At 42.9% G+C, this 25313-nt stretch carries 24 protein-coding genes; 10 read left to right on the top strand and 14 right to left on the bottom strand.

The window, feature by feature from the left end; translation table 11 throughout:
• Positions 1-39 precede the first annotated feature (39 nt).
• On the bottom strand, positions 40-771 hold the full coding sequence (locus LCD34_RS12515) for a LysR family transcriptional regulator (protein WP_035390455.1): 732 nt from the start codon (positions 769-771) through the stop codon (positions 40-42).
• Between the two features lie 99 nt (positions 772-870).
• On the opposite strand from LCD34_RS12515, the gene LCD34_RS12510 reads away from it, so the two are divergent.
• Positions 871-1422, top strand: a complete 552-nt coding sequence (locus LCD34_RS12510; protein WP_212339312.1) for a DUF4865 family protein — start codon at positions 871-873, stop codon at positions 1420-1422.
• Positions 1423-1503: 81 nt separating this feature from the next.
• Here LCD34_RS12510 and LCD34_RS12505 read toward each other — a convergent pair whose 3' ends face one another.
• Positions 1504-1815, bottom strand: a complete 312-nt coding sequence (locus tag LCD34_RS12505; protein WP_035390457.1) for an ArsR/SmtB family transcription factor — start codon at positions 1813-1815, stop codon at positions 1504-1506.
• Between the two features lie 123 nt (positions 1816-1938).
• On the opposite strand from LCD34_RS12505, the gene LCD34_RS12500 reads away from it, so the two are divergent.
• The 5 genes from LCD34_RS12500 to LCD34_RS12480 all read left to right on the top strand — a co-directional run bounded on the left by LCD34_RS12500 (position 1939) and on the right by LCD34_RS12480 (position 7317).
• Positions 1939-2313, top strand: coding sequence for a hypothetical protein (locus LCD34_RS12500; protein ID WP_110487642.1), 375 nt, complete (start codon positions 1939-1941; stop codon positions 2311-2313).
• Positions 2314-2451: 138 nt separating this feature from the next.
• Complete coding sequence (locus LCD34_RS12495) at positions 2452-3318, top strand: TetR/AcrR family transcriptional regulator (protein WP_224559208.1); 867 nt, start codon at positions 2452-2454, stop codon at positions 3316-3318.
• 16 nt (positions 3319-3334) lie between these two features.
• Positions 3335-4768, top strand: a complete 1434-nt coding sequence (locus LCD34_RS12490) for an MDR family MFS transporter (RefSeq protein ID WP_007498149.1) — start codon at positions 3335-3337, stop codon at positions 4766-4768.
• Between the two features lie 174 nt (positions 4769-4942).
• Positions 4943-6319, top strand: a complete 1377-nt coding sequence (locus LCD34_RS12485; RefSeq protein ID WP_224559207.1) for an aspartate kinase — start codon at positions 4943-4945, stop codon at positions 6317-6319.
• Between the two features lie 152 nt (positions 6320-6471).
• Positions 6472-7317 (top strand): GAF domain-containing protein, encoded by an 846-nt coding sequence (locus LCD34_RS12480; RefSeq protein ID WP_007498153.1) that lies wholly within the window; start codon positions 6472-6474, stop codon positions 7315-7317.
• 32 nt (positions 7318-7349) lie between these two features.
• On the opposite strand, the gene LCD34_RS12475 is transcribed toward LCD34_RS12480, so the two are convergent.
• The 10 genes from LCD34_RS12475 to LCD34_RS12430 form a co-directional block, all read right to left on the bottom strand.
• On the bottom strand, positions 7350-8777 hold the full coding sequence (locus LCD34_RS12475) for a sensor histidine kinase (RefSeq protein ID WP_060832083.1): 1428 nt from the start codon (positions 8775-8777) through the stop codon (positions 7350-7352).
• Positions 8767-9462: a response regulator transcription factor gene (locus LCD34_RS12470; protein ID WP_017358523.1), complete on the bottom strand. Its 696-nt coding sequence runs from the start codon at positions 9460-9462 to the stop codon at positions 8767-8769. The genes LCD34_RS12475 and LCD34_RS12470 overlap by 11 nt, the downstream gene beginning before the upstream one ends.
• A 408-nt stretch (positions 9463-9870) precedes the next feature.
• On the bottom strand, positions 9871-11205 hold the full coding sequence (locus LCD34_RS12465; protein ID WP_073414887.1) for an MmgE/PrpD family protein: 1335 nt from the start codon (positions 11203-11205) through the stop codon (positions 9871-9873).
• Positions 11196-12353 carry an amidohydrolase gene (locus tag LCD34_RS12460; RefSeq protein ID WP_224559206.1) on the bottom strand — a complete coding sequence of 386 codons (1158 nt, stop codon included), beginning with the start codon at positions 12351-12353 and terminating at the stop codon, positions 11196-11198. Before LCD34_RS12460 ends, LCD34_RS12465 begins: the two co-directional genes overlap by 10 nt.
• Before the next feature lie 33 nt (positions 12354-12386).
• A complete protein-coding gene (locus tag LCD34_RS12455) occupies positions 12387-13133 on the bottom strand; it encodes an amino acid ABC transporter ATP-binding protein (RefSeq protein ID WP_007498162.1) in 747 nt (248 codons plus the stop codon).
• Positions 13134-13145: 12 nt separating this feature from the next.
• Complete coding sequence (locus tag LCD34_RS12450) at positions 13146-13820, bottom strand: amino acid ABC transporter permease (protein ID WP_007498163.1); 675 nt, start codon at positions 13818-13820, stop codon at positions 13146-13148.
• Between the two features lie 24 nt (positions 13821-13844).
• Complete coding sequence (locus LCD34_RS12445) at positions 13845-14639, bottom strand: amino acid ABC transporter substrate-binding protein (RefSeq protein WP_008347268.1); 795 nt, start codon at positions 14637-14639, stop codon at positions 13845-13847.
• A 22-nt stretch (positions 14640-14661) separates the two neighbouring features.
• The gene (locus tag LCD34_RS12440; RefSeq protein WP_007498165.1) at positions 14662-15165 is read right to left on the bottom strand and encodes a GNAT family N-acetyltransferase; all 504 of its coding nucleotides are present in this window, start codon (positions 15163-15165) and stop codon (positions 14662-14664) included.
• A 17-nt stretch (positions 15166-15182) separates the two neighbouring features.
• On the bottom strand, positions 15183-16508 hold the full coding sequence (locus LCD34_RS12435) for an LLM class flavin-dependent oxidoreductase (protein ID WP_035703872.1): 1326 nt from the start codon (positions 16506-16508) through the stop codon (positions 15183-15185).
• A 198-nt stretch (positions 16509-16706) separates the two neighbouring features.
• Positions 16707-18491 (bottom strand): right-handed parallel beta-helix repeat-containing protein, encoded by a 1785-nt coding sequence (locus tag LCD34_RS12430; protein ID WP_224559205.1) that lies wholly within the window; start codon positions 18489-18491, stop codon positions 16707-16709.
• A gap of 263 nt (positions 18492-18754) precedes the next feature.
• On the opposite strand from LCD34_RS12430, the gene LCD34_RS12425 reads away from it, so the two are divergent.
• Positions 18755-20248: a peptide MFS transporter gene (locus tag LCD34_RS12425; RefSeq protein WP_224559204.1), complete on the top strand. Its 1494-nt coding sequence runs from the start codon at positions 18755-18757 to the stop codon at positions 20246-20248.
• 44 nt (positions 20249-20292) lie between these two features.
• Here LCD34_RS12425 and LCD34_RS12420 read toward each other — a convergent pair whose 3' ends face one another.
• Positions 20293-21726, bottom strand: coding sequence for an amino acid permease (locus LCD34_RS12420; protein ID WP_008347282.1), 1434 nt, complete (start codon positions 21724-21726; stop codon positions 20293-20295).
• 288 nt (positions 21727-22014) lie between these two features.
• Positions 22015-22635 carry a dienelactone hydrolase family protein gene (locus LCD34_RS12415; RefSeq protein WP_224559203.1) on the bottom strand — a complete coding sequence of 207 codons (621 nt, stop codon included), beginning with the start codon at positions 22633-22635 and terminating at the stop codon, positions 22015-22017.
• Positions 22636-22996: 361 nt separating this feature from the next.
• On the opposite strand from LCD34_RS12415, the gene tcyA reads away from it, so the two are divergent.
• Genes tcyA through LCD34_RS12400 form a run of 3 tightly spaced genes read left to right on the top strand, consistent with a single transcriptional unit; the run spans position 22997 to position 25247 of the window.
• Positions 22997-23812 carry a cystine ABC transporter substrate-binding lipoprotein TcyA gene (gene tcyA / locus LCD34_RS12410; protein ID WP_007498178.1) on the top strand — a complete coding sequence of 272 codons (816 nt, stop codon included), beginning with the start codon at positions 22997-22999 and terminating at the stop codon, positions 23810-23812.
• A complete protein-coding gene (locus LCD34_RS12405; protein WP_017366604.1) occupies positions 23799-24491 on the top strand; it encodes an amino acid ABC transporter permease in 693 nt (230 codons plus the stop codon). Before tcyA ends, LCD34_RS12405 begins: the two co-directional genes overlap by 14 nt.
• A 12-nt stretch (positions 24492-24503) precedes the next feature.
• On the top strand, positions 24504-25247 hold the full coding sequence (locus LCD34_RS12400; RefSeq protein WP_007498183.1) for an amino acid ABC transporter ATP-binding protein: 744 nt from the start codon (positions 24504-24506) through the stop codon (positions 25245-25247).
• The last annotated feature ends 66 nt before the right edge of the window (positions 25248-25313 follow it).

The raw sequence follows: 25313 nt of genomic DNA, 5'->3' as shown, positions 1-25313 counted from the left end.
CTCCTTTGACGGGACTAAACCCATAGAGGAGTGTTACGATCACATTCTTTCATAAACGTAATAGTTGATGTGAATATTTTTTTCTAGCAATTTCACGAGTGTTTGAAGGCTTTTTAAGTTGGTTGGCAGTAACGCAATACCATCTCCCTGTTCAACGATTTTGATCATTCCTTCAAACGAATCTAACTCAAATAGGGTTCGATCACCCAGCATACGTCTGGCCTCATGTCTTAATGGGCAAAGCTGATCACGATTCACGACCAATGAAATATCATCATCGTATATCTCTTTAGATTTTCCATACACGTTCAATGCCAAGCTCTTTACCTCTTTTAATTGATATTCCGGTTTTTCCATTTGATTAAAAGAAATAATTTGATCATACACATCCTCTGTTAACTTTTTGTTGATCGTACTTGATGAAGCAATGATAAAATCAGTGGCTTGAATATCCTCTAAAACTCGTTGCTCGTATAAAACGTTAAATAGAAGTTCAGAGCATAAAACGGTCTTTTTCTTTGAAGTCAATTTTTGTTGAATGTCCTTCGTTTCTTTTACGATTTTTTGAGCGTATTGATAAAATAAATCCCCCTGTCCTGTTGAACTGATTCCATGATGATACCGGATAAAAAATGTTGCATCATATAACGTTTCAAGCGCTTTGATTCTTTGAGAAATATTGGATTGCGCATACCCTAAAGCTTTAGCCGCTTGATTAATCGATTCTTTTTGATACACCTCTATAAAAATAATCAAATCATTTATATTCATCATGATCACCTATCACTTTTTGTGATAACAATAACACAAATATGTATTATTCAACTGGTTTGAAGTCGATTATGATGGCTATTGAAAGGGAGTGTTTCTATGCATGCCATGCAATATCATGTGGATCTGCCTGCGGATTATGATATGAATATCATTAGAAAAAGAGTACTGAACAATGGATGGAAAACAGATGGATATCAGGATTTATTATTTAAAGCTTATTTGATCACTGAAAAAGACAAACATAGAAGTTTACACAATGGCTATTGCCCATTGTATATTTGGAAACAATCGGAGGGCATGACGGATTTTGTGTTTAAGGGGTCATTTGATCATATTTTACGTTCTTTTGGCTGGAAACAAATCAATATTGGCATCACGTATTCCGTTCATTTAACAGATGATTTTCATCGTAGCACATTCGTTCTTGAAGAGTATGTGACGATTCATCCTACTGATTGCCTGGAAAATCTAGATATCGCCCATCTCTTTTCTCATTTTAACAACAATAAGGGTGAAGTCATCGTATATAACCCCGATAAATGGAAATGCGTCAAATATTCTTTTCTGGACTCATTACCAGAGAATATAGAGCAGCAGATTCACATTTATGACATTGTCCATCTGTCTATGGATCATTCAATGGCCTAATTCCGTTTTACACGAGACGCATCACAAATCCCCAAGGTTACAATGCCTTGGGGATTTGTCATTTGTTGATGCAAGATTCTCTTACCACCGCTCCTTGTCTACAGCTAATACGGATGACAAGAGGCCTGGAAAAGCGGAATCAATGTCATCCTTTCTGAGAGAGTAGTAACGGTGCTTCCCGTCAATTCTCACTTTCACGATGCCTGCCTCTCTTAGTACTTTAAAGTGATGCGAAAGCGTGGACTTGGCAATGTTCATATGATACGTACCGCATGTTCTCTCACCCGCTTCTGCTAAGCAGCGGACAATCTCCAGCCGAACAGGGTCAGCCAATGCTTGCAGCACAGAAATGAGTCTCATGTTTTCTTGGGTTGGATGATTTGGATTATTCATACGATAAATGTATCGTATTTTGTTCTAACATACAATCTCGTTACTCGCCTATGACATTGTAACGCGACAACCTTTGGAAACGACTATGACTCATAGACACTATTTTGAAGGGAAGAACCTTATTTGACACGTACAATATGGACTTGCTTATTCATGCTCTTATTGGCAACGAGCTTATGCGCCTGCCAATCTGTTCAGCAATTTGAGTCAAAACCACCTAGTGCAGAAGAGTTATTAGCTCTCGATCCACAGGCAGATTTATTTCAATGGGAAGAAACGATCTATGAAACAAACATAGATTGGACAAAATCATTAAATGTAACAAAACATCAGCAAGTAGGTGTCATTCAGAAAACAGCTACCACACATTTTGAACATGGAACAGCTTCTCGGTTGAAAAAAGGAACACCTATTTACTCTGTCAAGGAGCGAGAAGACCTTTTAATCGCCGAACTTAACGGACAGATCCACATATATGCTGCACATGCGGAAGGATAAATACCTGTCATTGGGGCAGGTATTTTTTTAAGTTCATTTTCTTGTCATGTGTCATTGGTTTTGTTATCATAGCAAAAGTGACCACTCGGTTTCCATTGTGACCATATGGTTTTGCCGATTCGGAAAGGACTTATGAAGATGAACGAAAAGCAAGAAGAGATTTTGCGAGTATCGAAGAAATTATTTTCTCAAAAAGGCTATATGAGTGTCTCCATGCAGTCAATTGCTGATGCCTGTAAAATATCAAAAGCGTCAATTTATAAACTGTTTGATTCAAAGGAAGCTCTTCTATTGGAACTGATTAAATACAATCAGCGCAAAATGAGAGAGATTTCTCAGATCATTCATTCCGAAACGACGCTGTCCAAAAAGGAAAAATTCACAAAAAAGATTAAGCTTGAGCTTGAAGAGTTTAAAGAGAATCATAAATTTTTGAATATGCTGTCCTTTGAAGCTTTTTCACAGCATTCGCCCATCGTCATTAAGCATTTACGTGAGACACGCTCCATTATCATGCAGCGGCACAGAGACATCATTTTAAGCACATATGGTGAATCTGTTGCGCCTTATGTGTGGGATCTTGTGATTGTCCTCAACGGATTAATGAGAGAATTCATCTTGATGTTGGCGATTGAGCACAAGAACATCCAATTAGAAAATGCCGCCGAAATGATCATCGGTGTGATGGACCGTGTATCAATAAAGCCTTGCTCCATTGAGCCTGTGCTAACAGATCAGCTGATGGACTCTTATTTGCTTTCCACACAGGAAGAATATGATGAAGAAAAGCTTGTCATCTCGTACTTAACAAAGATGAAACAAGAGCTTCACACACTATCAAACGGAGAAGAAAAGGACGATCTCCTCTCTGCGTTTGAACTGCTGAGTCAAGAACTGTCAAAGGACCAACCGAGAACCTTTTTAATTAGCTCATTGCTTGATTATTTAGGCAAACACAGCGTTTTATCTCAAAACGTGTCACAGCTGAAAAGCATTATTTTATAGATAAAGAAGGGATAATATGAACCAATCAACAACATCGTATAACCGGTCTGTGATTGTTGGGATTTTCCTCGTTGGGGCGTTCGTTGCGATCTTAAACCAAACGCTTCTCATTCCAGCGATCCCGCATATCATGGAAGAGTTCAATATTGATGTCAGTAAAGGTCAATGGCTGACCACAGCCTTTATGCTGACAAACGGGATTCTCATCCCAATTACGGCCTTTTTAATTGAGAAATTTTCAAGCCGTTCCTTAGTCTTAACGGCTCTTAGCATTTTTACAGCAGGTACCATTCTTGCTTCGTTCGCCACGAATTTCCCAGTGTTACTTGCAGCACGTATCGTGCAGGCAGCTGGCGCAGGGATTTTGATGCCGCTCATGCAAACGATCTTCTTAACCATTTTCCCAAAAGAAAAACGCGGGCAAGCCATGGGTATGGTCGGACTAGTGATTTCATTCGCACCGGCGCTTGGACCAACACTTGGCGGCTGGATTGTCGATTCCTTTAGCTGGAAGTTCTTATTCTATATTGTTCTTCCAATCGGTATTATTGATCTCATTCTTGCTTTCTTCTTAATGAAAAATGTCACACAGCAAAGAGACACTCGTATCGATGTCTTATCGGTGATCCTGTCTTCCTTCGGATTTGGCGGACTGCTGTACGGATTTTCAAGTGTCGGAACGTATGGTTGGACGAGTGCGACCGTTCTGATTTCACTCATTGTCGGCGCTGTGAGCTTGTTCTTCTTTATCCTGCGTCAGTCGAATTTGAAAAGACCGATGCTTGAGTTTGGCGTCTTTAAGTTTGCGATCTTTAGCTTAACGACCTTCCTCGGTATGCTCGTCTTTGCCTTACTGATTGGAACAGAGACAATTCTGCCGCTCTATACGCAGAATGTCAGAGGGTTATCAGCCCTTGATACAGGGCTGATCTTATTGCCAGGGGCTCTCTTTATGGGATTCCTATCGCCGATTATCGGACGAATTTTTGACAAAGTAGGCGGTAAAGGGCTGGCTCTAGGCGGATTTACGATATTAGCTGTCACTTCCCTGCCATTTATGATGCTCAGCCTTGATTCATCGATTACCCTCATTACAGTGGCCTACACACTTCGCTTAATCGGGGTTGGAATGATCATGATGCCGCTGACAACAGCCGGTATTAACTCGTTACCACCGCATTTGATTCCGCACGGGACAGCAATGAATAATACGATGAGACAAATGGGCGGCTCTATCGGGACGGCTGTGCTTGTCTCCATTATGAGCAGCTCTGCTGCCAATGCAGCATTATCCGATCCAATGAAGTCAGCCGTTCATGGCATGAATACGTCATTTATCGTGTCTGGTGCTATTGCGGTCATTGGACTCGTCCTTTCATTCTTCTTAAAAGAAAAACGTAAAAACAAAGTGATGAAGCAGGAGTTATCTTCTTCGTCCTCTTCTTCATAAAGACAAAGAGCTCGGCATATCGCCGGCTCTTTTTTCATATATTTACACACATCGTCCTCTCAGAAAACACATTTGTTCATATAGAGAAGAAAAACCTTGATAATTTGAAGAAAAGAGTTGATAATAGAAACTATTCAATTTGTGAGAAAATTTTTACTATAGGAGATGTATGCATTGAAGGTCGTTAAATTTGGTGGCAGTTCTCTTGCTTCTGGCAAGCAACTGCAAAAGGTATTTGACATTGTCACAGCAGATCCAGCTCGAAAAGCAGTCGTTGTTTCCGCACCAGGAAAACGGCATTCAACGGATACGAAGGTCACCGATCTATTAATTAGCTGCGGTGAACAATATTTACGTTTAGGTGAAGCACACGATTTACAAGAAGCTGTCATCGAGCGATATGCCTCGATTGCGGATGAGCTGGGGTTAGGTCATGACATTATTGACACCATCCGGCAAGATGTAAACACGTTATTACAGGCTGATTCTTCTCATCCTGAGCGTTATCTTGATGCGATTAAAGCAAGCGGTGAAGATAATAACGCAAAGCTGATTGCAGCCTACTTTCAGCATCAAGGCGTCGAAGCCCACTATGTGAATCCAAAAGAAGCCGGTCTATTTGTCAGCGACGAGCCTGGTCAAGCGCAAGTCCTTCCAGAATCGTATGATCATTTGTACAAATTAAGAGAACGCTCTGGCATCATTGTGTTCCCTGGCTTTTTCGGTTTTAGTCTAGCGGGTGATATCGTCACTTTTTCCCGCAGTGGATCAGACATTACCGGTTCCATTTTGGCAAATGGACTGAAGGCAGATGTGTATGAAAACTTTACGGATGTGGATGCAGTCTACGCCGTCAATCCAACGATCGTTCATGAACCAAAGGAAATCACAGAGCTGACATATCGTGAAATGCGTGAATTGTCCTATGCGGGTTTTTCTGTATTTCATGATGAGGCACTTATTCCAGCCTTTCGGGCAGGCATTCCTGTTCAGATTAAGAACACCAATAATCCAACGGCCAAAGGCACGAAAATTGTAAATCAACGGGATCATACGAATGGCCCTGTTGTGGGAATCGCATCAGACAATGGATTTTGCAGTATTTATATCTCCAAGTATTTGATGAACCGAGAAGTGGGCTTTGGACGTAAGGTGTTGCAAACGTTAGAGGAATATGGACTTACGTATGAACACGTGCCTTCTGGCATTGATGATATTACCATTATTTTAAGACAGGATCAGCTGGAGGAGCAGCAGATTGAACAAGAGCTTTTAGACCGATTAAAGCTTGTACTTGATGCAGATGAAGTCGTTCTAGAGCGGAACCTCTCGCTTATTATGGTCGTAGGAGAAGCGATGCGTCATAATGTTGGTACAACAGCAAGAGCGGCAAAAGCGCTGTCAAAAGCCAAAGTGAATATTGAAATGATCAACCAAGGCTCTTCAGAGGTGAGCATGATGTTTGGCGTCAAAGCGGCTCAAGAAAAAGAAGCCGTTCAAGCCTTATATGAGGAATTTTTCTCTATGTCCACGGTGCCTGTCTCCATTTAATCAGCAGACTGTCAGATCTCCGGATCGGCAGTCTTTTTGATCTCGCACGATTTGCGCATTAAAGTATATCTATTTCTCGTTTGATTTTGTATGATAGAGACAAATCAACTATTGTTCCGGACATTGATCGGAGCTACAAGGAGTCCTAATCCATGCCTCGTCAACAACTATTAAAACAGTTTCGCAATTTTCATGATGCTTCTACAAGTATTTTAAACATGATGAGTCAATTCATTCATGTGAATACACTGTTTATTGCTAAAAATGATCAAAACACCAATCAGATTGTGAAGGTGCTAAATCACGACGAGCAGCTTCTTGAAGAAGGGGAAGAAAATCCTTACGAGAAGACATTTTGCAAGCTGGCGGTCGATCATCGCGATACGCTGTTGATCCCTGATATCCGCTTGGACGAGCGTTCAAAAAACTTAGACGTCACGAAACAGCTGCAAGGCGGATCATTTATTGGGGTTCCCATCGATTTTACTGATGGTACGAACTATGGAACCATTTGTGGACTTGATCTAAGGCCGCAGCAATTTACAGAAGAGCATGTTCATATGTTTGAAACGATGGCATCTTTGTTGAGTTACGTCTTAGAACTCGACCAGGCTAACCGGCAGATTCAGCAATTATCTGTACCGATCGTACCTGTTGTTGACGGTGTCGCCGTGCTCCCTCTTCTTGGTGATATCGAAGAGACACGTGCGCAGCATATTTTAGAAACCATTTTACAGGAAAGCTACAGGCTGTCGCTCTCTCATTTGGTCATTGATGTTTCAGGGACAAAACGACTCAATGAACAAAGCATTCAATACTTGGTCAGCTATGCGCAAACGTTAAGACTTTTAGGCATTTCAGCTGTTTTAACAGGAATAAAGCAAGACCTTGCGCTAAATGCGATTCAATCGAATATTTCATTTAAAGACATCACCATTCGTAAGGATTTACCGCAGGCACTTGCTCATATCGGCCTAACGTTTTCCAAAACAGAATAAGTGATGATACACCAAAAAGGGCTAAACCGAGTTTAGCCCTTTTCTTGTGGTAGCGGCAATCGAATGATAAATGTTGTTCCCTTATGTTTTTCGCTTTTTAAATCAATCTGTCCGTCATGCAAGTCCACAAGCTGCTTGACAATCGACAATCCAAGTCCGTATTCTCCATATGGTGTATTCGTTCTCGAAATATCCGCTTTATAAAAACGTTCCCAAATGTGTTTGACTTCTTCAGGTGCAATGCCGATTCCCGTGTCTTCTACTTCAATGATCGTTTCCCCATTCTCTTCTTTCCCTCTCAAAAAAATACGGCCGCCTTCTGTAAATTGAATGGCGTTCTTTGTGATGTTGACGAGAATTTGAATGAGCCGGTCATAATCTGCGTATACCTTTTGTTCAGGGTGAACCTCTACCATGAGCTGATTGTTTTTCTCTTCAGCCATTCGGCTCAGCTGCTCCTTAATCACTTCAAACGTATCAATGAGTGGATAGTGAAATTTTTGAAGGGTGATTTGATTCGACCTGATTTTCTCATAATCCATATTTTCATTGACGAGACGCAGCATTCGTTTTGTCTCATCAGTGATGAGCGCATAGCATTTCTCTTTCTCTTCTGCCGGCACATCCGCAGTATTCAGCCATTCGACCAATCCTCGAATGGTCGTCAGCGGTGTTTTCAATTCGTGAGACACATCCGCAATGAATTGTCGCCTACGCTTTTCGAGCCGGTCAATTTCCTCTCTTGACCGTTGAAGACGATTCGCCATCATATTAAAATCCTCACCTAGTGTGCCAATTTCATCAAGGTGTTTGTTTTCAAGATGAATGTTGTAGTCACCATGCGCAATTTTCTCAGTTGCCTCTCTCAGTTTTTTGATACGATTCACATGGAACTTCGACAGAAACAGACTGAGAATAAAGGTAATCGTCAATGCCACAAACACGATGATATATAAATACCGGTTCATTTGAGCAATCAGCTCTTCTGCTCCTTGAATAGGAGCTATGAGCACCACCCCGCCCTTCAGCTTTCCGTCTTCCATGACAGGAAGTGCCACAAGTGATGCTTCTTGATCAAGCCGGCGTGAATCACTCCGCTTGACTATGATTTCTTCTCCTTTTGAGAGCTTTGCCCACAAATCCTTTGTGAGTAACGCTTCATGCGGCGGCATCTCTTGCTGCTGAGACAGCACAGTCCCTTTTTCATCAAAGACGAAAAAGCGAATTTGTCTTGTCGAGAGAATGTCTTCAAATGGACGAAGGCGGAAGTTCATCTCGGCTTTCGGCAGCTGCTGAAAATTCTGCAAAATTTCATTCCCATAAGATTTCATTTCATCCACTCTGTTTTGATAGGCCATATCTTTTACAAAATGAGACATGAGGGTGCTGATAATAATGATGGCGATGAGCAATAACCCAAGGTGACTAATCAGCAACTGGTAAAAATATTTAATCTTCATCGAACTTATACCCTACGCCCCATACCGTATACAGAAAGGGCTTAGGTCCGTCTCCGATTTTTTGGCGCAACCGTTTAATATGAACATCAACTGTTCGTTCATCACCATAAAATTGGTATCCCCAAATTTGCTCAAGCAATTGTTCTCGTGAAAATACTTGCCGAGGATGCTGTATAAAAAAGCACAGCAGATCGTATTCCTTTGGCGTTAAATTTTCGATCCGTTTCCCCTCTAGAAACACTTCTCTCGTTTTTTTATCTAACTGAAAATGTTCGGTCTCTAGCCGTTCACCCTCTTTCGCTCCTTCTTGAGTAGATGTTGTTTGAGCAAAACGTCGTTTCACTGCTTTGATTCTTGCCATTAAGGTGAGCGGACTAAAGGGTTTTGTCACATAATCATCTGCCCCAAGATCGAAGCCCAGCACCTGATCAGATTCCGTTTCCTTTGCTGTCAGCATAATAATCGGAACATCACTGATCTGCCGTACTTTTTGACAAATGGTCAGACCATCCATTGAAGGAAGCATGACATCTAAGATGAGCAGATCCCAATCCTCCTCTTGCTTAAATCGATTCAATCCTTCTAATCCATCATGGACGAATTCCGCTTGAAATCCTTCTCGTTGAAAAAACATATCCGTCATTGTACAAACACTCTGGTTATCTTCAATCATTAATATTTTCATCATCAGCCTCCGCTGTTGCCTTTGTTTTTCTTTATGTAGCTTTATTTTACATGTTCCTTCTCAAATCTCAATTGGATTGATACGATTTCATGAACTTATCATGCTTTGGTCATCTTTTATTCATACTTTTTGATGGAGTTGGGTGTCGAGGTGAACCTCATTGATTTTTGTTATGAAAAAAAGCCCATCTTATTGATGAGCCCAAATTGTTGACAAAGGGCTAAAATGAACTTGATTTTAGCCCTTTGTCTTCTTTTCAGCGTGATAGAAAACCTTTGCAGTCTAGGAAGGACGAGTACTGGCGCGGAGCGAATTTGACATTCGTGAGCACCAGCACGCAGGACTGCGGGCGAATGCGAGGGTTTGTCTACACGCTGAGCTCATCTGATTGATGAGCCCTTTTCCTTGTCATGCCAGCAGTTGCAAGTAAGCAGCGTCATTCCCCTCTTCAACCGCCTGTAAAAGCTGCTTTGCCTGTGATGTGCTAGTGACGCTGCTTAACTTTTGTATGATGTCTTCTGTCGATAACGCACAGCCTGGTGCTCCCCGAGGGATATCGACCCGTTTGCTGATGGTGGACCCGTCAGATAAGTTGAGCTTTACAATCGTAAATCGCCCTTTTGGCACTGCGTCTGGATGGGGTTTTATCGTTTGATCATATACTCTATTTACCCGCTTCATCCATGTCCGCAGCTCTGGTGAAATGGCTTTTTTCGTAAAAGCATCCAGTGATAAAGGTTGTCCAAACACCGCTAGTGCGATGACATACTCGACACTAAATCGTCCCTCTTCTCCCGTCAAAGGTGCCCGCTCCGTGAGTGCGGCATCACCGCCAGGCGGAAACATGACGTCGACCTGTTCGATCTTCTCCTGTAAGGAATTGTATTCTTGTACTAATGACTCGATCGCATCGGCTGCATGATGTGCCGCTGAACAGAACGGATACACTTTAAACCATAGACCTGGCGACACGATACGCCACGCAGTGCCATAGTCTTCTAGCAAACGCCTTTCCGCTAATTTCTGATCCCCATAGAGAGAAAAGAAGCCCAGCTCTCCATCCAGAAGCGATTCACTCCCGCCAAAACCTGAACAAGCTAAATCCATGGACCATACGGCTGTTTTAGCAGCGAGGCCAGCTTGTAATGGTTTCATATCAGCCCCAAACTGCTTTCGCATTCCAGCTGATTGCGCACCTGCAAAGCCGATCGCTTTCGCCAGCTCTTTCTGTGAAACTTGTTTCAAATAACCAATCGCACAGACCGCTGCAATGGCTCCGAGAGTTCCCGTATTGTGCCATCCCCGCTCATAATGCGATTTGCCGATGGATACCCCAAGCCTTGCCATCACTTCAACACCTGTGATGTAGGCACTCAAAAATCGATCACCATATGCCTCACCGTCTGTCAGCTGGGAAAGCAAGGCAGGAATGATCACCGCACTTGGGTGTCCTCTCACATCAGAATGCACATCATCATAATCAAGGGCGTGAATCAGGTAGCCATTTAGCATGGCTGCTGCTTGGCGGCTGACCTTCTTCCCTTGTCCAATGACGGGAATTTGAGCCGCGCCGCCTTCTTGTTCCACCAGCGCCATGAGCTTCTGAATCCCTTCATCCTCTTTTGCAGCAAGCGCTGCTGCCGCAGCGTCTAACAAACCGTTTCGAGCCATTTGAACGGCCTGTTGATCTTGCAGCGGATCAGCAGATAGCACTGCCTCTGCGAGCTGTTTCGTTAGTTCCATGTTCTTGACTCCAACGCCCGAACCGCAAGCTCGGAGAAGAAAGCAGCGGCAACAGGGAGTGCCTCTTCATTTAACGTAAAGGCAGGGTGATGCCATTCCTCGGTACCGCTCGTCCCCATCCAGACGAAAAAGCCTGGAATGCGCTCTTGGTAAAGGGCAAAGTCTTCTCCGCCTGGTGACTGCTCTGCCTCTACTACTGCGAGATCAAGCGCTCCCGCCGTTTCTTCCACAACCTTTGTCAAACGCTCATCATTCATCACAGAAGGCAAATACGGATGCCATTTCACATCTGCCTTTGCGCCAAACCCTTCTGCGATACCGCTCACGATTTGTTTCATGAGACCTGGAATCATCGCTCTCACTTCAGGTTCAAACGTCCGAACGGTCCCTTCCATCTCGACGCGATCAGGTATCACATTCCATGATGTGCCGCCTTGAATACGTGTGATGCTGACAACCGCATGATGCAAAGAACTAATGCGGCGGCTGACAATTTGCTGTAGGGCGCTTGTGATCTGACCGCTGATGGCAATCGGATCAATTGTGTGATTTGGAATTCCAGCATGACCACCCGTTCCTTGAATGTCAATTTCAAACCGATCGACGCTCGCCATTAATGCTTTGTCTCTTATCCCGATAGTGCCAACTGGCAGGTTAGGTTTATTGTGCATACCAAATATCGCATCCACTCCATTTAAGACGCCTGCCTCTATGACGTGTTTCGCTCCTTGCGCCACTTCCTCAGCCGGCTGGAACAAAATGCGCACTGTTCCCTTGAGCTCATGTTTCCGTTCGTTTAATAGGACGGCCGCACCAAAAATCGAAGCGGTATGGAAATCATGGCCGCATGCGTGCATTTTCCCTTGTATCTTTGAAGAAAATGGTTCGCCAGATGCTTCTTCAATCGGAAGTGCGTCAATATCGGCTCTCAGAGCAATCGTTGGTCCCTCTTGTTCTCCTTTGATTTCACAAACGACCCCTGTTTGAAGATCTGGAAAATCGAGTACAGTGATCCCTTCCTCTTCTAACCAGCCTCGTAGTTTTTTTGTCGTTTCATATTCTTCAAATGCCAGCTCTGGATGCTCATGAAGCGCTCGGCGTATGTTAATTAAACGTTTGTTTAAAGCTTGATTTCCTAATGATTTCACTGATACTCACCCCTCTAAAGAGTAAAAAGCAGCTTATGCTTCTTCAGCCGCTGCTTCTTTTTGAATAAATCGTTTTGTTCGTTCATTCTTCGTTTCGTCAAATAGTTCGGTTGGCGTTCCCTGCTCAATGATATGACCATCTGCCATAAAAATCACATGATCTGCTACTTCTCTTGCAAACGCCATTTCATGTGTCACGATGATCATCGTCGTTTCTTGAATGGCAATGGATTTAATCACTTGAAGCACACCTGAAACAAGCTCTGGATCTAGTGCTGACGTTGGTTCATCCAGCAGAATCGCATGTGGATCGACCGCTAACGCACGGGCAATGCCAATCCGCTGCTGCTGACCGCCGGATAGTGTGACCGGGTAGCTGTCCGCTTTTTGTTCGAGCCCTACTTGTTTCAATAGCTTCATACCGATTTCATTTGCCTGCTGTTTGGTCATTTTTTTCGTCACAAGCAGTGACTCTGTAATGTTTTGCAGGGCTGTTTTGTTTTTGAATAAATTATAGTTTTGAAACACCATGGCCGTTTGCTGACGCAGGTGATGGGCTTCTTTACGTGTATATTTAGACGCATTCAGCTTCGCATCGCCAATTTCAATCGTACCTTCATCTGGCGTTTCTAATAGATTTAGACAGCGCAGCAATGTTGATTTACCGGAGCCAGAAGGTCCGATAATGGCCACAACCTGCCCTTTTTGCACGTCAAGATTAATTCCGTCTAAGACGACAAGGTCGCCGAATGATTTTTTCAAATTGGTGAGCTTGATCATGTCCACACCTCCTTAATTCCGGTAAGGTTTGCTGATTTTTCGTTCAAATAGGTCTTGCAGGAAACTATAAATGATGGTGAGCACCCAATACACAATGCCAACCGCTAAATACGTTTCAAAGTACTTATAGTTGGCCGATGCAATCATTTTCCCTTGCGCAAACATTTCTGCCACCCCAATGGTAAAGGCAAGCGATGTTTCTTTTAAAAGACCAATAAAGGTATTCCCCGTCGCTGGAATGGCATTTCTGACGGCCTGCGGGAAAATAATTCTGACGTAAGACTGCCATCTTGTCATGCCGACAGATAAACACGCCTCAAGCTGCCCTTCATCCACTGAATTAAGAGCCGCTCTAAAAATTTCTGCTAAGTACGCTGAGTTTTTAATACTTAAACCGATAATGACCGCTGTTAAGGCATCCATTGAGGTCATCGCAGGGAATAGCTGCGGAAGACCAAAATAAATGAGAAAGAGCTGAACCAAAGTTGGAACCGCTCTGAAAAAAGAAATATACAGCTTGGCAAATTGGTATAAGACAGGTATCCGGTTTTTCGTTATAAGCGCGAATACCACACCAATGATAATGGCAAATACCATTGAGACAATCGCCATGAAGATCGTTATCGGCAAGTATTGAATCAAGGTTGGAAAAACCGTCACCATATACTGCCAATCAATGTGATTCATGTCTGCTTTTCACCGCCGCTGTTGTTATTTTTTAATTGGAACTGTGACATCGTCTTTGAAATATTTCTCAGACAATTTCTTCAGTGTTCCGTCTTCTCTTAATTCTTTGATCGCTTTATTAAATTCTTCTCTTAGCTTGTCGTGCTTTTCATCTTTGGCAAATGGGTAGCCGACTTCTTCATATACGATTGGGTTGCCGACGATTTTGAGTGGAAGTCCTGTTTTTTCAATTTGAGCTAACAAGACACTGCGTCCGTTGACGTAAGCATCTACACGGCCATTTGCGACTTCATTTAAGACACCGTCTTGTGTTTCATATGTTTTGATGTTGATTTTCTTGTCTGGGTCTTTGCTCTCTAGGTTTTTGGCATGGTTTGAGCCAAGAACAGCCGCCACCGTTTTTCCTTTTAAGTCGTCAAGTCCTTTAATGTCCTTGTTGTCCTTCTTCACAATGATTTGTGTTCCTGCGTATGCATACGTATCTGTAAAATTGAACGTTTGTTTACGCTCATCTGTAATCGCAACTTGGTTTGATACAGTATCCAGCTTACCAGATGTCAACTGGCCCATGAGTCCGCTGAATTCACTCAGCTGCCAGTCTAGTTTGTAGCCTAGCTTTTTCGCAATGGCTTCTGTGACCTCGACATCAAATCCTACTAGTTTGCCGTTTTCTTTATAAGCAAATGGATAGCTTTGGCCTGTAGCGCCCACTTTAAGCACTTTCTCATCTTTGCCTTCACTCTGATTGCCCCCGCCGCATGCCGCTAACACCGCAAGCATTGCCGCAAATAAAACAACTAGCCACTTTTTGTTTTTCATGTTTGTACACCCTTCTTTCCTCTTATGGTTGTGTAATATCTGATCGTAATTGTTTTTTAAAATAAATGGTGATATGACCTTTGCCTAAATCCTTTTCACCTGCTCTGACATAGCCTTTACGCTCATACATGTCCATGAGCCACGGATGCTTATCAGCTGTACCGAGAGAGACATATGGTACCTTTAGTGTGTCCCTTAGCACTTCCGTTTCAACCCACTCAAGCAAGGCTGAGCCTGTGCCTTTTTTTGCCGCTGGTTCTGAAGCAAACCACCATATATGCGGAACGCCGAATGGTCCTGGCTGTTCTCCCCAAGGCATACGGAGTGATAAGGTGGAGAGAAGCTCTCCATTTTCTTCCATTACATAGCAAAGGTTCTTTTGTACATTTTTCTGAACGAGGGCGATATCTGCATGTGCTGCTTGGAACTGGATGCCGAGCTCACGAATCGGCTCATAGGCTCTTGTTGTCAGTTCAAGCAGCGCTTCTATATCATCCTCAGTTGCCAGACGAAACGTATATCCCAACGTTAGTCACCTCACCTTTATGTCGTGTAGCGATTTTTTGGCTGTTTTAATCCGAGATTTTCTCGTAAAGTTTGTCCTGTGTATTCTGTTTTGAACAGGCCTCTTTCCTGAAGGATCGGAACGACGCGATCTACGAAGGCATCAAGTCCTTCTGGCAATAATGGCGGCATCACGTTAAAACCGTCGGCTGCTTCCTCAACGAGCCATGTCTCCATCACATCTGCTAGTTGCTCTGGTGTTCCAATGAAGATATGGTGCCCACGGGACCCTGCAACAGATTGGTAGAGCTGGCGAATGGTCAGGTTGTCCTTTCTCGCCATATTCATCACAAGGTCAAAGCGGCTTTTCACGGCATTTGACGCGCTTGGATCAATCTCTGGAAGCGGTCCGTCTAGTGGATACTGCGAAAGATCAATACCCCCTAAGTAGTTTTGTAAAATGCTAAGGCCGATCTCTGGAACAATCAGCTCTTGTAATTCTTCATACTTCGCTTTTGCCTCTTCTACTGTCTCGGCAATAATTGGGAAGATGCCCGGCATGATGCTGACATCTTCTCTCGCTCGTCCAGCAGCCTCTACTTTCCCCTTCAAGCTTTGGTAAAATTCCTTCGCTTTGTCGAGATCGTTTTGTGCCGTGAAAATGAGCTCAGCCGTTTTAGCCGCAAGCTTTTGACCATCTTCAGAAGACCCTGCTTGAATGATCACCGGCTGTCCTTGAGGGGTGCGTGATACGTTAAGCGGACCCCGTACGGAGAAAAATTCACCTTTGTGCTGCAGCTCATGAAGCTTACTAGACTCAAAGAATTCTCCTGTTTCTTGGTTTCTGATAAGTGCGTCCTCTTCCCAAGAATCCCACAGACCTTTGACGACATCGACGAATTCTTCAGCTCGCTCGTATCGTTTGTGGTGCGCTAAATGCTCTTCTCCGCTAAAATTTTTCGCTGTTTCTTCAATAGAAGATGTGACCACATTCCATGCTGCTCGTCCGCCTGATAAATGATCGAGTGAGGCAAACTGTCTCGCAATATGGAATGGCTCACTGTATGTAGTTGATGCTGTTGCTGCTAAACCAATTGTTGAGGTAGACTCTGCAATCGAAGAAAGCAGGGTGAGCGGTTCAAATCTCGTTAATACATTTGGATGAGATGTATGATTAATTGATAAGCTGTCGGCTAAAAAGAGCAAATCCAGCTTCCCTTCCTCGGCCTTTTTCGCTAATTGTTTAAAGTAATCAAGATTCATGGCTGCGTCTGGTACTGCTTTCGGATGTCTCCAAGAGGCGACATGATGTCCAGTTCCTGCGATGAATACGCCTAGCTTGAGCTTCCGTTTCGGCTGTGACACTTGTTCTTCATCCTTTCTATATCTTCCTTGTATCAAGTGATTATTTTACAAGATACATTTTTCTGATTGAATTAATCGGTTTTATCCATAAAAAAAGGGCAAATGTTGTGAAAAATGAAAAATAATTATTACTATATGCCCTTTTTACATGATTGTCAACCGCCTTCTGAACCTCCAAAAAAAGGGATTTACAGGCGTTTACGGCGGATCAATTTCAATATTTCCGATGAGCCGGTCCGTGGAGTGTGTCATCAATTGACTGCGCTCCAGTACGTTATGGGCAATCACCGAATGAGTGGAAGATACGGTGCGGACGGCAATCGCTTTTTGAGGAGAGAGATTAATGATGTTATTCCGTAGCACACGTGCTGAGACAACCTCATCAAGAAAAACGGCTGTCGGCTGTCCGATCGAACGATTTAAATAAAAGCGGTTATCTCCAATTTGGGGTGAGCCATTTTTAATATACATCACCACATATAAGGACGTTTCTTCAAAGGAATTGTCTTTAATCTCTAAAGGAGCGGTCGTATTGCTATAGACGGCATAGTTTTGATAGTGCTTAAAACGATTCTGCCATATGAAAGCCTTTGCATCTCCTGTCACGCTGATTGTATACGAAGATGCGAGCTGTGAATGTCCTTCTTGAATAAAGTGATTGCCGTTGATCCCCGCTTCTCCCTCCTGCACCCATATCCCTCGGCTGAATTCCTTGAATTGATTATGCTGAATCAAAATATTCGTTCCTCTGACCATCGCCGCATCGATGACAGAGTAGACGGTATTGTTTGAAAAGACAATGCTGTCTGATTGATAAATACGCAGCGATGTACTTCTAAGCCGTGTGTTTGTCCCTGACTCAATATGGTTTCCTTCTATTAAAATACGATTGGCCATATAGACAGACACAGCCGCATCTTCAAAAAGACTGATTTTATTACCTGTGATGTGCACGCTGTCTCCCCTCACATCAATCCCCTTTTCAAACCCTTCAATCATATTGCCAATAATGATCACATTGTTTTCCGATTGATCAAGCGGCACGCCTAAGCTCGTAATCCCTGCTTTTGTCACGCCCCCACCCACTGCACGAATCAAATTATTCGCAATGATCATTTCAGTGGCGAAGCCATAGGAGATACTGCTGTCCGTTTGATTGCCTTCAATGATCACACCATAGCCATTGAAATTATAGATAGAGCTGGCTGCGCCGCCTCTGACTATGTTGTTTCGAATTTGAATATTCAGCGGTTCCTCCAAGTTGGTCGCATTTTCTCCGTATCCTTCAATATCAATGCCCATTTTTGGCTCGACCCCATTTACCCCTGCCCTTTCAAGCAAACAGTCTTCCACAATGACACCATCACAGCCTGTAATAGACATATTGTTTCGCCTTGAGTCAGTGATGGTGCAGCCAGAAATATGAATAGACGAAGCAGGCGAGTACGATTCGATATGGGTCAATAAACCGTGCGGACTGACAATGATGCCGTCTCCCGTACAATTGTTGATTTGAACACGATCGATATTCACATGGGAAGCACCTTCAATACACACCCCGAAGCCCCATTCATGTGTTTTTCTTTCTGGCGGGAGTGCCTTGTACACATGCTCATCACGGTCGCCTTCAATCCGCCCGCCCCGAATGGTCACATGCTCTACCTCTCCAATATAAAAGGCTGCATATCCCCACGAATCATTTGGTTTCACTTTGATAACGGCATCTGATGCCATCTCAATACAAATATGACTTGGCACTCGTATGCCGGCATTACGAAAAGGAAAAAATTGATCCCCCCTGTACACCGCATCTATTAGATACGTTCCGCTCGGCAGCCAGACGTGGGAGTAGCCCTGTGCTTTTGTCCATTCCAGGCATTCGTTCAGTTTCGCTGTACAGTCCGTTTTCCCGTCAGCAATCACGCCAAAGTTTATTACATTGACAACGGGTTTTTTCAGATCAGATTTATTTACATCCCCCAATGAAAACCCCTCCTTTTTACACATGTCCTCTTGTCATCCTATGCATGTGTAAAAGGTTTGCTTGTACGATATTTCAAATTTTATATAAATTCTTCTGGAATAGCTTTCCGATGATTTTCACTTGAGCGAATTTTTCATTTTTTTGAGTCTTTACGCCTATTGAACTAACATTTTCCTGTTTTAGAATAGTTTTATATTGACACAAGAACTATACAAGAATATCATTTTTCTCATATCTCTTTTTTTAAGAAAGGATCTATGCCATGTCTACAATTGACCACGATAAAGTTGTTAAAAGTATTCCTCAAAAAGGGTTTTTTGGACATCCTAAAGGACTTTACACACTGTTTTTCACTGAATTTTGGGAGCGTTTTTCTTATTATGGCATGCGTGCACTGCTTATTTATTATATGTACACAGAGGTGACAAAAGGCGGTCTTGGCTTCGACCAGACAACCGCTAATTCGATCATGTCTGTCTATGGTGCGCTTGTCTACATGTCAGGCATTATTGGCGGATGGCTTGCCGACCGGGTATTTGGTTCGTCCAGTACGGTCTTTTATGGCGGGGTTTTCATTATGCTTGGTCATGTCATTTTGGCACTACCTAGCGGTGCAACAGCGCTCTTTATTAGTATGGGGCTGATTATTATTGGGACAGGTCTCCTAAAGCCGAACGTATCAAACATAGTCGGCGACCTGTATACAAAAACAGACCCTCGCAGGGATTCGGGATTCAGTATTTTCTATATGGGGATCAATATGGGTGGTTTTATCGCCCCATTAATTGTCGGAACACTCGGTCAAAAAGTGAATTTCCACCTTGGTTTCTCACTCGCTGCCGTTGGTATGCTTGTTGGACTGATTACGTTTGTCATCACGAAAAAGCCGAATCTTGGACTTGCCGGCACTTATGTCACAAATCCACTATCAGCTACTGAACGCAAGAACTTCAAAATTTTCGGTACATTGATCGTGATTGTACTTGCTGTTTTTGCTGTCATCGGCATTCAAACAGGAGCGCTCACGATTAATCTATTCACTTGGTTTGTCAGTGTCCTTGGTGTGCTGATTCCAATTGTTTATTTTATTGTGATGTATTTTAGTCAAAAAACGAGTGCAGTGGAGCAGTCGAGGGTACTCGCTTATATTCCATTGTTCCTAGCTGCGGTGATGTTCTGGGCCATTCAAGAACAAGGCTCAAATATCTTAGCCACATATGCAGATCAGCGAACAAACTTGAATTTCCTTGGCATGACATTAGCCTCTTCTTGGTTCCAATCATTGAACCCAATCTTTATTGTGCTCCTGTCACCAGTATTTGCTTGGTTATGGGTCAGACTCGGTAAGAAACAGCCGTCTACCCCGATTAAATTTTCACTTGGTCTTCTGTTCGCAGGATTATCCTTTATCATCATGATCATTCCTGCCTACATGTCTGGACCAAATACACTTGTAAGCCCATTATGGCTCGTTCTCAGCTTCTTCCTTGTCGTCATCGGAGAGCTCTGCTTATCACCAGTTGGGCTTTCAGCCACAACAAAACTGGCACCTGCTGCCTTCTCAGCGCAAACGATGAGCCTTTGGTTCCTTTCCAATGCAATGGCACAGGCGATCAATGCACAAGTGGTCAAGCTGTTTGATAAAGTGCCAGAAACCGTCTATTTCGGGATCATCGGCATGCTCGCTATCGTTTTATGTGGCGTTATGCTTCTGCTTACACCGGTGATTAAGAAAGCGATGAAAGGCGTGCATTAAATTGAAAAAGAAGCCTCCCAAATGGGAAGGCTTCTTTTTTTGAATTAAAACCGAATCTCATCATCTCCGTGGATTTGCAACTGGAGCGGTTCACTTTTCACCTGATGTTTTTTCACATAGCGGTGATAGACAACATATCCAATGATCATGAGCGGTACGCCGACATACAGCCCAATCCGCTGCTCGGCATCAAAGGCAAGACTGATTAGCACAATCGAGTTCAGCGTGATCGCAATGATCGGCAGTACCGGATAAAGAGGGGTTTTAAATTTTAGGTTTTCCAGCTTTCCGCCTGCTTTCAAATATCTTCTGCGGAAAAGCAGTTGTGATAATGTAATCGTAATCCAGCCGGTTTGGGCGCTCATGCCTGCAATAGACACGATCCAAGCAAAAACGGTTTTCTCTGCAAAGAATCCTGATAATAACGAAATACCTGTAAACAGGAAAGTGAGCAGTAAGGCATTCATCGGGATGCCCCGCTGATTGACTCGTCTAAACGCCTTGCCTGCCATTCCTTCCTTCGACAAAGAGTACAGCATTCTCGTAGAGGCATATAGGCCAGAGTTCGCCACAGATAATAAAGCAATGATAATGACAAAGTTCATGATATCTGCCGCATAAGGAATGCCCGTTCTCTCAAACACAGTGACAAATGGGCTTTGCAGCACACTCGCTTCTTTCCAAGGCACCATACCCGCTAAGACAAAAATAGATAAAACAAAAAAGACAAGTGTGCGCCAAACCGTCTGATGAATCGAGCGAGGCACGGTTTTCTCTGGATTTTCACTTTCTCCTGCCGCAATCCCGATCAGCTCCGTTCCTTGAAACGAAAAATTCACCGTGATCATCGTGACGACTACTGCGAGCAAGCCATTCGGAAACAGCCCATCACTCACAAAATGACTAAAGTAAGGAGCCGGTTCCCCGCTCGTCGTTTGAATAAAACCAAACATCGCCGCTCCGCCTACGCCAATAAATAGTAAGATGGCGACAATCTTAATGGTTGAAAAGAAAAACTCCGACTCCCCGAACGCTTTCGCTGATCTGGCATTTAATAAGAACAAACACAGCCCAAATATGAGACACCAAATCCACACATCCACTTGTGGAAGCCAGCGTCTCATCAGCTGCCCTGCTGATAAAAATTCCAGCGCCACAGTAGCTGCCCAGCCAAGCCAATAAATCCAGCCAACAGCAAATCCCGCTGCAGGACTCACAAATTTCGTCGCATACGTATGAAACGACCCCGACACAGGAAGCGCGACTGACAGCTCTCCAAGACACAGCATGGTTAAATACATAATCAATCCGCCCACTATATAGGAAAGAACAGCTCCAACTGGCCCTGCTTGTCCAATCGTATAGCCTGTTCCAAGGAAAAAGCCTGTCCCAATGACACCGCCAAGAGAAATCATAAATAAATGGCGGGAGGTCATCGCCCTTTTCAATTGTTCGGGCTGATTTTGTCCAACATCCACAATGATGCCCTCCTTCTTCTAAGATGTTCTGTTATCAAAACATGTCTCCATGTGATTATTCCATTTTCAAAACAACCTACTAATTATACATCTTTTATAATAAATATGCTTCCTTCTATCGTCACTGTTTCAAAGTCTTTATTTTAGTAATGTTCGCACAACTATACGGTGATTCTGATCATTTGATAGGATGCCATATATCCAAAAGAATTGCACGAAAAAACCAGCATGCAAACTTACATGACACACTGGTTTCATTTCCCTCTATTCGAGTCTCATTTCAAACAGTCATGAGTCATTTTCCTTTTGTAGACACTCTTTGATAAAACCATCTATATCTTGAAAGCAGCGATTTTTAGATTCAGCGTGAAAAGTCGTAGAATCTGGATTGGCGAACCCATGCTGCCCCTTTACTATTTTCACGCAAAGCTTTTCCTTTTTCTCCAAAACATTCGCAACCTCCCGTGGGTTAAAAGATGCTTCAACTTCCGAGAAAAATAACAACGTATTGCAGGCAGGCTTCATATCGAGAAAATCTCTTATCCTTGAACCATAAAATCCAATGACTCCGGTAAACAACTGATCATATTGGCTGCATTGCCAAGCAATTGTTGCCCCCACACTAAAACCTATCAGACATATGTCTCTCTCTGCATTTTTCGTTTTTAACTCTTTTGTCACATTCAATACGATCTTTACCGATTCATCAAAACCAACTTTATTCATAAAGTAGTCATATGCCTCATTCTCACTGGCATAAGGGAAGTGTTTAGCCTGTCCTAATAAATGAGGACAATAAACCTCAAAACCAGCTTTGTCAAAATGATCGATCATACTCTTCATATGATCATTTATTCCGTATATTTCGTGTACTAAAATCATGACAGGTTTTTGTTTCGATGTATGCAAATGATCACACTTCCCTTTTATTCCGTTTGTTCACTGGAGGATCTTGTACTTTAGAAAGTCATTTAAGTCGACTAATCAACACCCACATAAACTTCTTTCGATGTGAAAATCATAGCATATTTTACCATTAAGTAGTCTATCTCACATTCTCATCAATCGAACTCTCTTCATCATCGTTTGAGAATGTATTTGGTTTTATCCACCTTTTGTTTTGGGTATAGTTCTATCGTTTATCCGTTCAACCAGTTCAAGGCATAAAGTTGGTGAGATTCGCTCAAGCTAGTTTCAAATGCTTTACTTTTAGGTTGCTTCTCTGTAAGATCATATGTTGTAAATACCAACAAGAAAAGTGGGGAATAAAATGAAAAAAATGTTCTTTGCCATTATTTTAGGCGCTTGTGTTGCATTGATCACAGCATGTGGATCAGCTGCAAATGACAGCGCAAATAAACAATCTGGGTCTAAGGAATCAGGTGACCTTTGGAAATCCATTCAGGATAAAGGCGTATTAACCATCGGTACAGAAGGTACATATGCTCCTTTCACCTTCCATGACAAAAAAACAGATAAATTAACTGGCTATGATGTCGAGGTCATCACAGAAGTCGCAAAACGTCTTGACTTAAAACCAGAATTCAAAGAAACACAATGGGACAGCATGTTTGCTGGTCTGAATTCTAAACGTTTTGATGTGGTAGCGAACCAAGTTGGTAAAACTGGACGTGAAAATCAATATGATTTCTCTGATAAATACACAACATCTCAAGCCATTGTTGTGACAAAGTCAGATAACAATGACATCAAGAAACTTTCTGATGTGAAAGGCAAAAAAGCAGCACAATCATTAACAAGTAACTATAACAAATTAGCTACAGATGCTGGCGCTAAAATTGAAGGGGTTGAAGGTCTTGCACAATCCATTCAATTGATCCAGCAAGGACGTGCTGATTTGACGTTCAATGATAAATTAGCTGTCTTGAATTACTTGAAAACAAGCGGTAACAAAAACCTAAAAGTTGCATTTGAAACAGGAGATCCACAAGAAACGTATTTTGCCTTCAGAAAAGGCAGCGGCGAAGTCGTTGACAAAGTGAATGGCGCATTAAAAGAAATGAAAAAAGACGGTACACTTGCTAAGATTTCTAAGAAATGGTTTGGTGAAGATGTTACAAAGTAATACCCTAGGAGTCGTCATTCCTTGGGATCTTCTTCAGCAATCTTTTTGGCCAATGGTGATGCAGGGGATTTATTATACAATCCCCCTTGCCATCATTGCCTTCATTATTGGTCTTTTTATCGCGCTTGTGACAGCTCTTGCTAGAATGTCTAAAATCAAAGCCCTCAGATGGATTTTCTCCATCTATGTGTCGGCCGTTCGCGGAACGCCGCTTTTTGTGCAATTGTTTATTATTTTCTATTTCTTTCCGACATTTAATATCACACTGGATCCATATCCAAGTGCCATTATTGCTTTTTCATTAAACGTAGGTGCGTATGCGTCAGAGATTATCCGTGCATCCGTCCTATCTGTTCCAAAAGGACAATGGGAAGCGGGGTATTCGATTGGGATGACCCATCGCAAAACGCTCGTCCGCGTGATTTTACCGCAGGCAGTGCGTGTATCGATTCCGCCGCTGTCTAATTCATTCATTAGTTTGGTGAAAGATACATCGCTTGCCTCCCAAATCCTTGTGGCAGAGATGTTCCGTAAATCACAGGAAATTGCTGCGGCGAACTTGGATCAAATTTTATTTATTTATATGGAAGCAGCCCTGATCTATTGGGTATTCTGCTTCATTCTATCGCTCGTTCAACACCAAATTGAAAAACGACTTGATCGATATGTCGCAAGGTAAGGAGGGAACGACATGCTAACAGTCAAAGGCTTAAACAAATCCTTTGGTGAAAATGAGATTTTAAAGTCGATTGATTTTACGATCAACAAAGGGCAGGTTGTGGCGATTCTTGGTCCATCAGGTTCAGGGAAAACAACGATGCTTCGCTGTTTAAATGCACTTGAAATTCCAAATGCCGGCTCCTTTACCTTCGATGATTTCTCGATTGATTTTTCTAAAAAAAATAAACAAGCTGATTTGCTCAAGCTTCGCCGGAAGTCAGGCATGGTGTTTCAAGATTATCATCTGTTCCCACATCGCACTGTTCTTGAGAATGTGATGGAAGGTCCAGTCCAAGTCCAGCGCCGTCCGAAAGAAGCGGTGCGAAAAGAAGCGATTCAGCTTCTGCAAAAGGTAGGACTTGAGGATAAAAAAGATTTGTATCCCTTCCAGCTGTCAGGCGGTCAAAAGCAACGTGTCGGCATTGCCCGTGCACTTGCCATTCAGCCAGAGCTTATGCTTTTTGATGAACCAACCTCTGCGCTTGATCCTGAGCTTGTCGGGGAAGTCTTAAAGGTCATGAAAGATTTAGCGAAAGAAGGCTGGACGATGGCGGTTGTCACACATGAAATCAAGTTTGCCCAAGAAGTGGCGGACGAAGTGATTTTTATTGATGGTGGCGTCATCGTCGAACAAGGTCCTCCTGAAGAAATCTTCAAACGACCAAAGGAAGAACGAACAAAACAATTCTTAAACCGGATTTTGAATCCAGTGTGATCAAAAAGGCTGTTCTCACATGATGAGAACAGCCTTTTTTTACCTCTTTTCAAAGTAAGCGATTAC

Origin of the sequence: Bacillus sp. RAR_M1_44, from assembly GCF_020165935.1 — a bacterium.
Taxonomy (GTDB): Bacteria; Bacillota; Bacilli; order Bacillales; family Bacillaceae; genus Bacillus; species Bacillus altitudinis.
The sequence above is the reverse complement of the archived record's forward strand: the minus strand, read 5'-3'. Positions and strand labels throughout refer to the sequence as shown.

Coding starts and splice junctions, on each gene's coding strand:
- LCD34_RS12515 (WP_035390455.1), bottom strand. CDS start 771: ATGAATATAAATGATTTGATTATTTTTATAGAGGTGTATCAAAAAGAA.
- LCD34_RS12495 (WP_224559208.1), top strand. CDS start 2,452: ATGAACGAAAAGCAAGAAGAGATTTTGCGAGTATCGAAGAAATTATTT.
- LCD34_RS12425 (WP_224559204.1), top strand. CDS start 18,755: ATGTCTACAATTGACCACGATAAAGTTGTTAAAAGTATTCCTCAAAAA.
- LCD34_RS12475 (WP_060832083.1), bottom strand. CDS start 8,777: ATGAAGATTAAATATTTTTACCAGTTGCTGATTAGTCACCTTGGGTTA.
- LCD34_RS12510 (WP_212339312.1), top strand. CDS start 871: ATGCATGCCATGCAATATCATGTGGATCTGCCTGCGGATTATGATATG.
- LCD34_RS12465 (WP_073414887.1), bottom strand. CDS start 11,205: ATGGAACTAACGAAACAGCTCGCAGAGGCAGTGCTATCTGCTGATCCG.
- LCD34_RS12505 (WP_035390457.1), bottom strand. CDS start 1,815: ATGAATAATCCAAATCATCCAACCCAAGAAAACATGAGACTCATTTCT.
- LCD34_RS12455 (WP_007498162.1), bottom strand. CDS start 13,133: ATGATCAAGCTCACCAATTTGAAAAAATCATTCGGCGACCTTGTCGTC.
- LCD34_RS12445 (WP_008347268.1), bottom strand. CDS start 14,639: ATGAAAAACAAAAAGTGGCTAGTTGTTTTATTTGCGGCAATGCTTGCG.
- LCD34_RS12400 (WP_007498183.1), top strand. CDS start 24,504: ATGCTAACAGTCAAAGGCTTAAACAAATCCTTTGGTGAAAATGAGATT.
- LCD34_RS12405 (WP_017366604.1), top strand. CDS start 23,799: ATGTTACAAAGTAATACCCTAGGAGTCGTCATTCCTTGGGATCTTCTT.
- LCD34_RS12450 (WP_007498163.1), bottom strand. CDS start 13,820: ATGAATCACATTGATTGGCAGTATATGGTGACGGTTTTTCCAACCTTG.
- tcyA (WP_007498178.1), top strand. CDS start 22,997: ATGAAAAAAATGTTCTTTGCCATTATTTTAGGCGCTTGTGTTGCATTG.
- LCD34_RS12480 (WP_007498153.1), top strand. CDS start 6,472: ATGCCTCGTCAACAACTATTAAAACAGTTTCGCAATTTTCATGATGCT.
- LCD34_RS12470 (WP_017358523.1), bottom strand. CDS start 9,462: ATGAAAATATTAATGATTGAAGATAACCAGAGTGTTTGTACAATGACG.
- LCD34_RS12490 (WP_007498149.1), top strand. CDS start 3,335: ATGAACCAATCAACAACATCGTATAACCGGTCTGTGATTGTTGGGATT.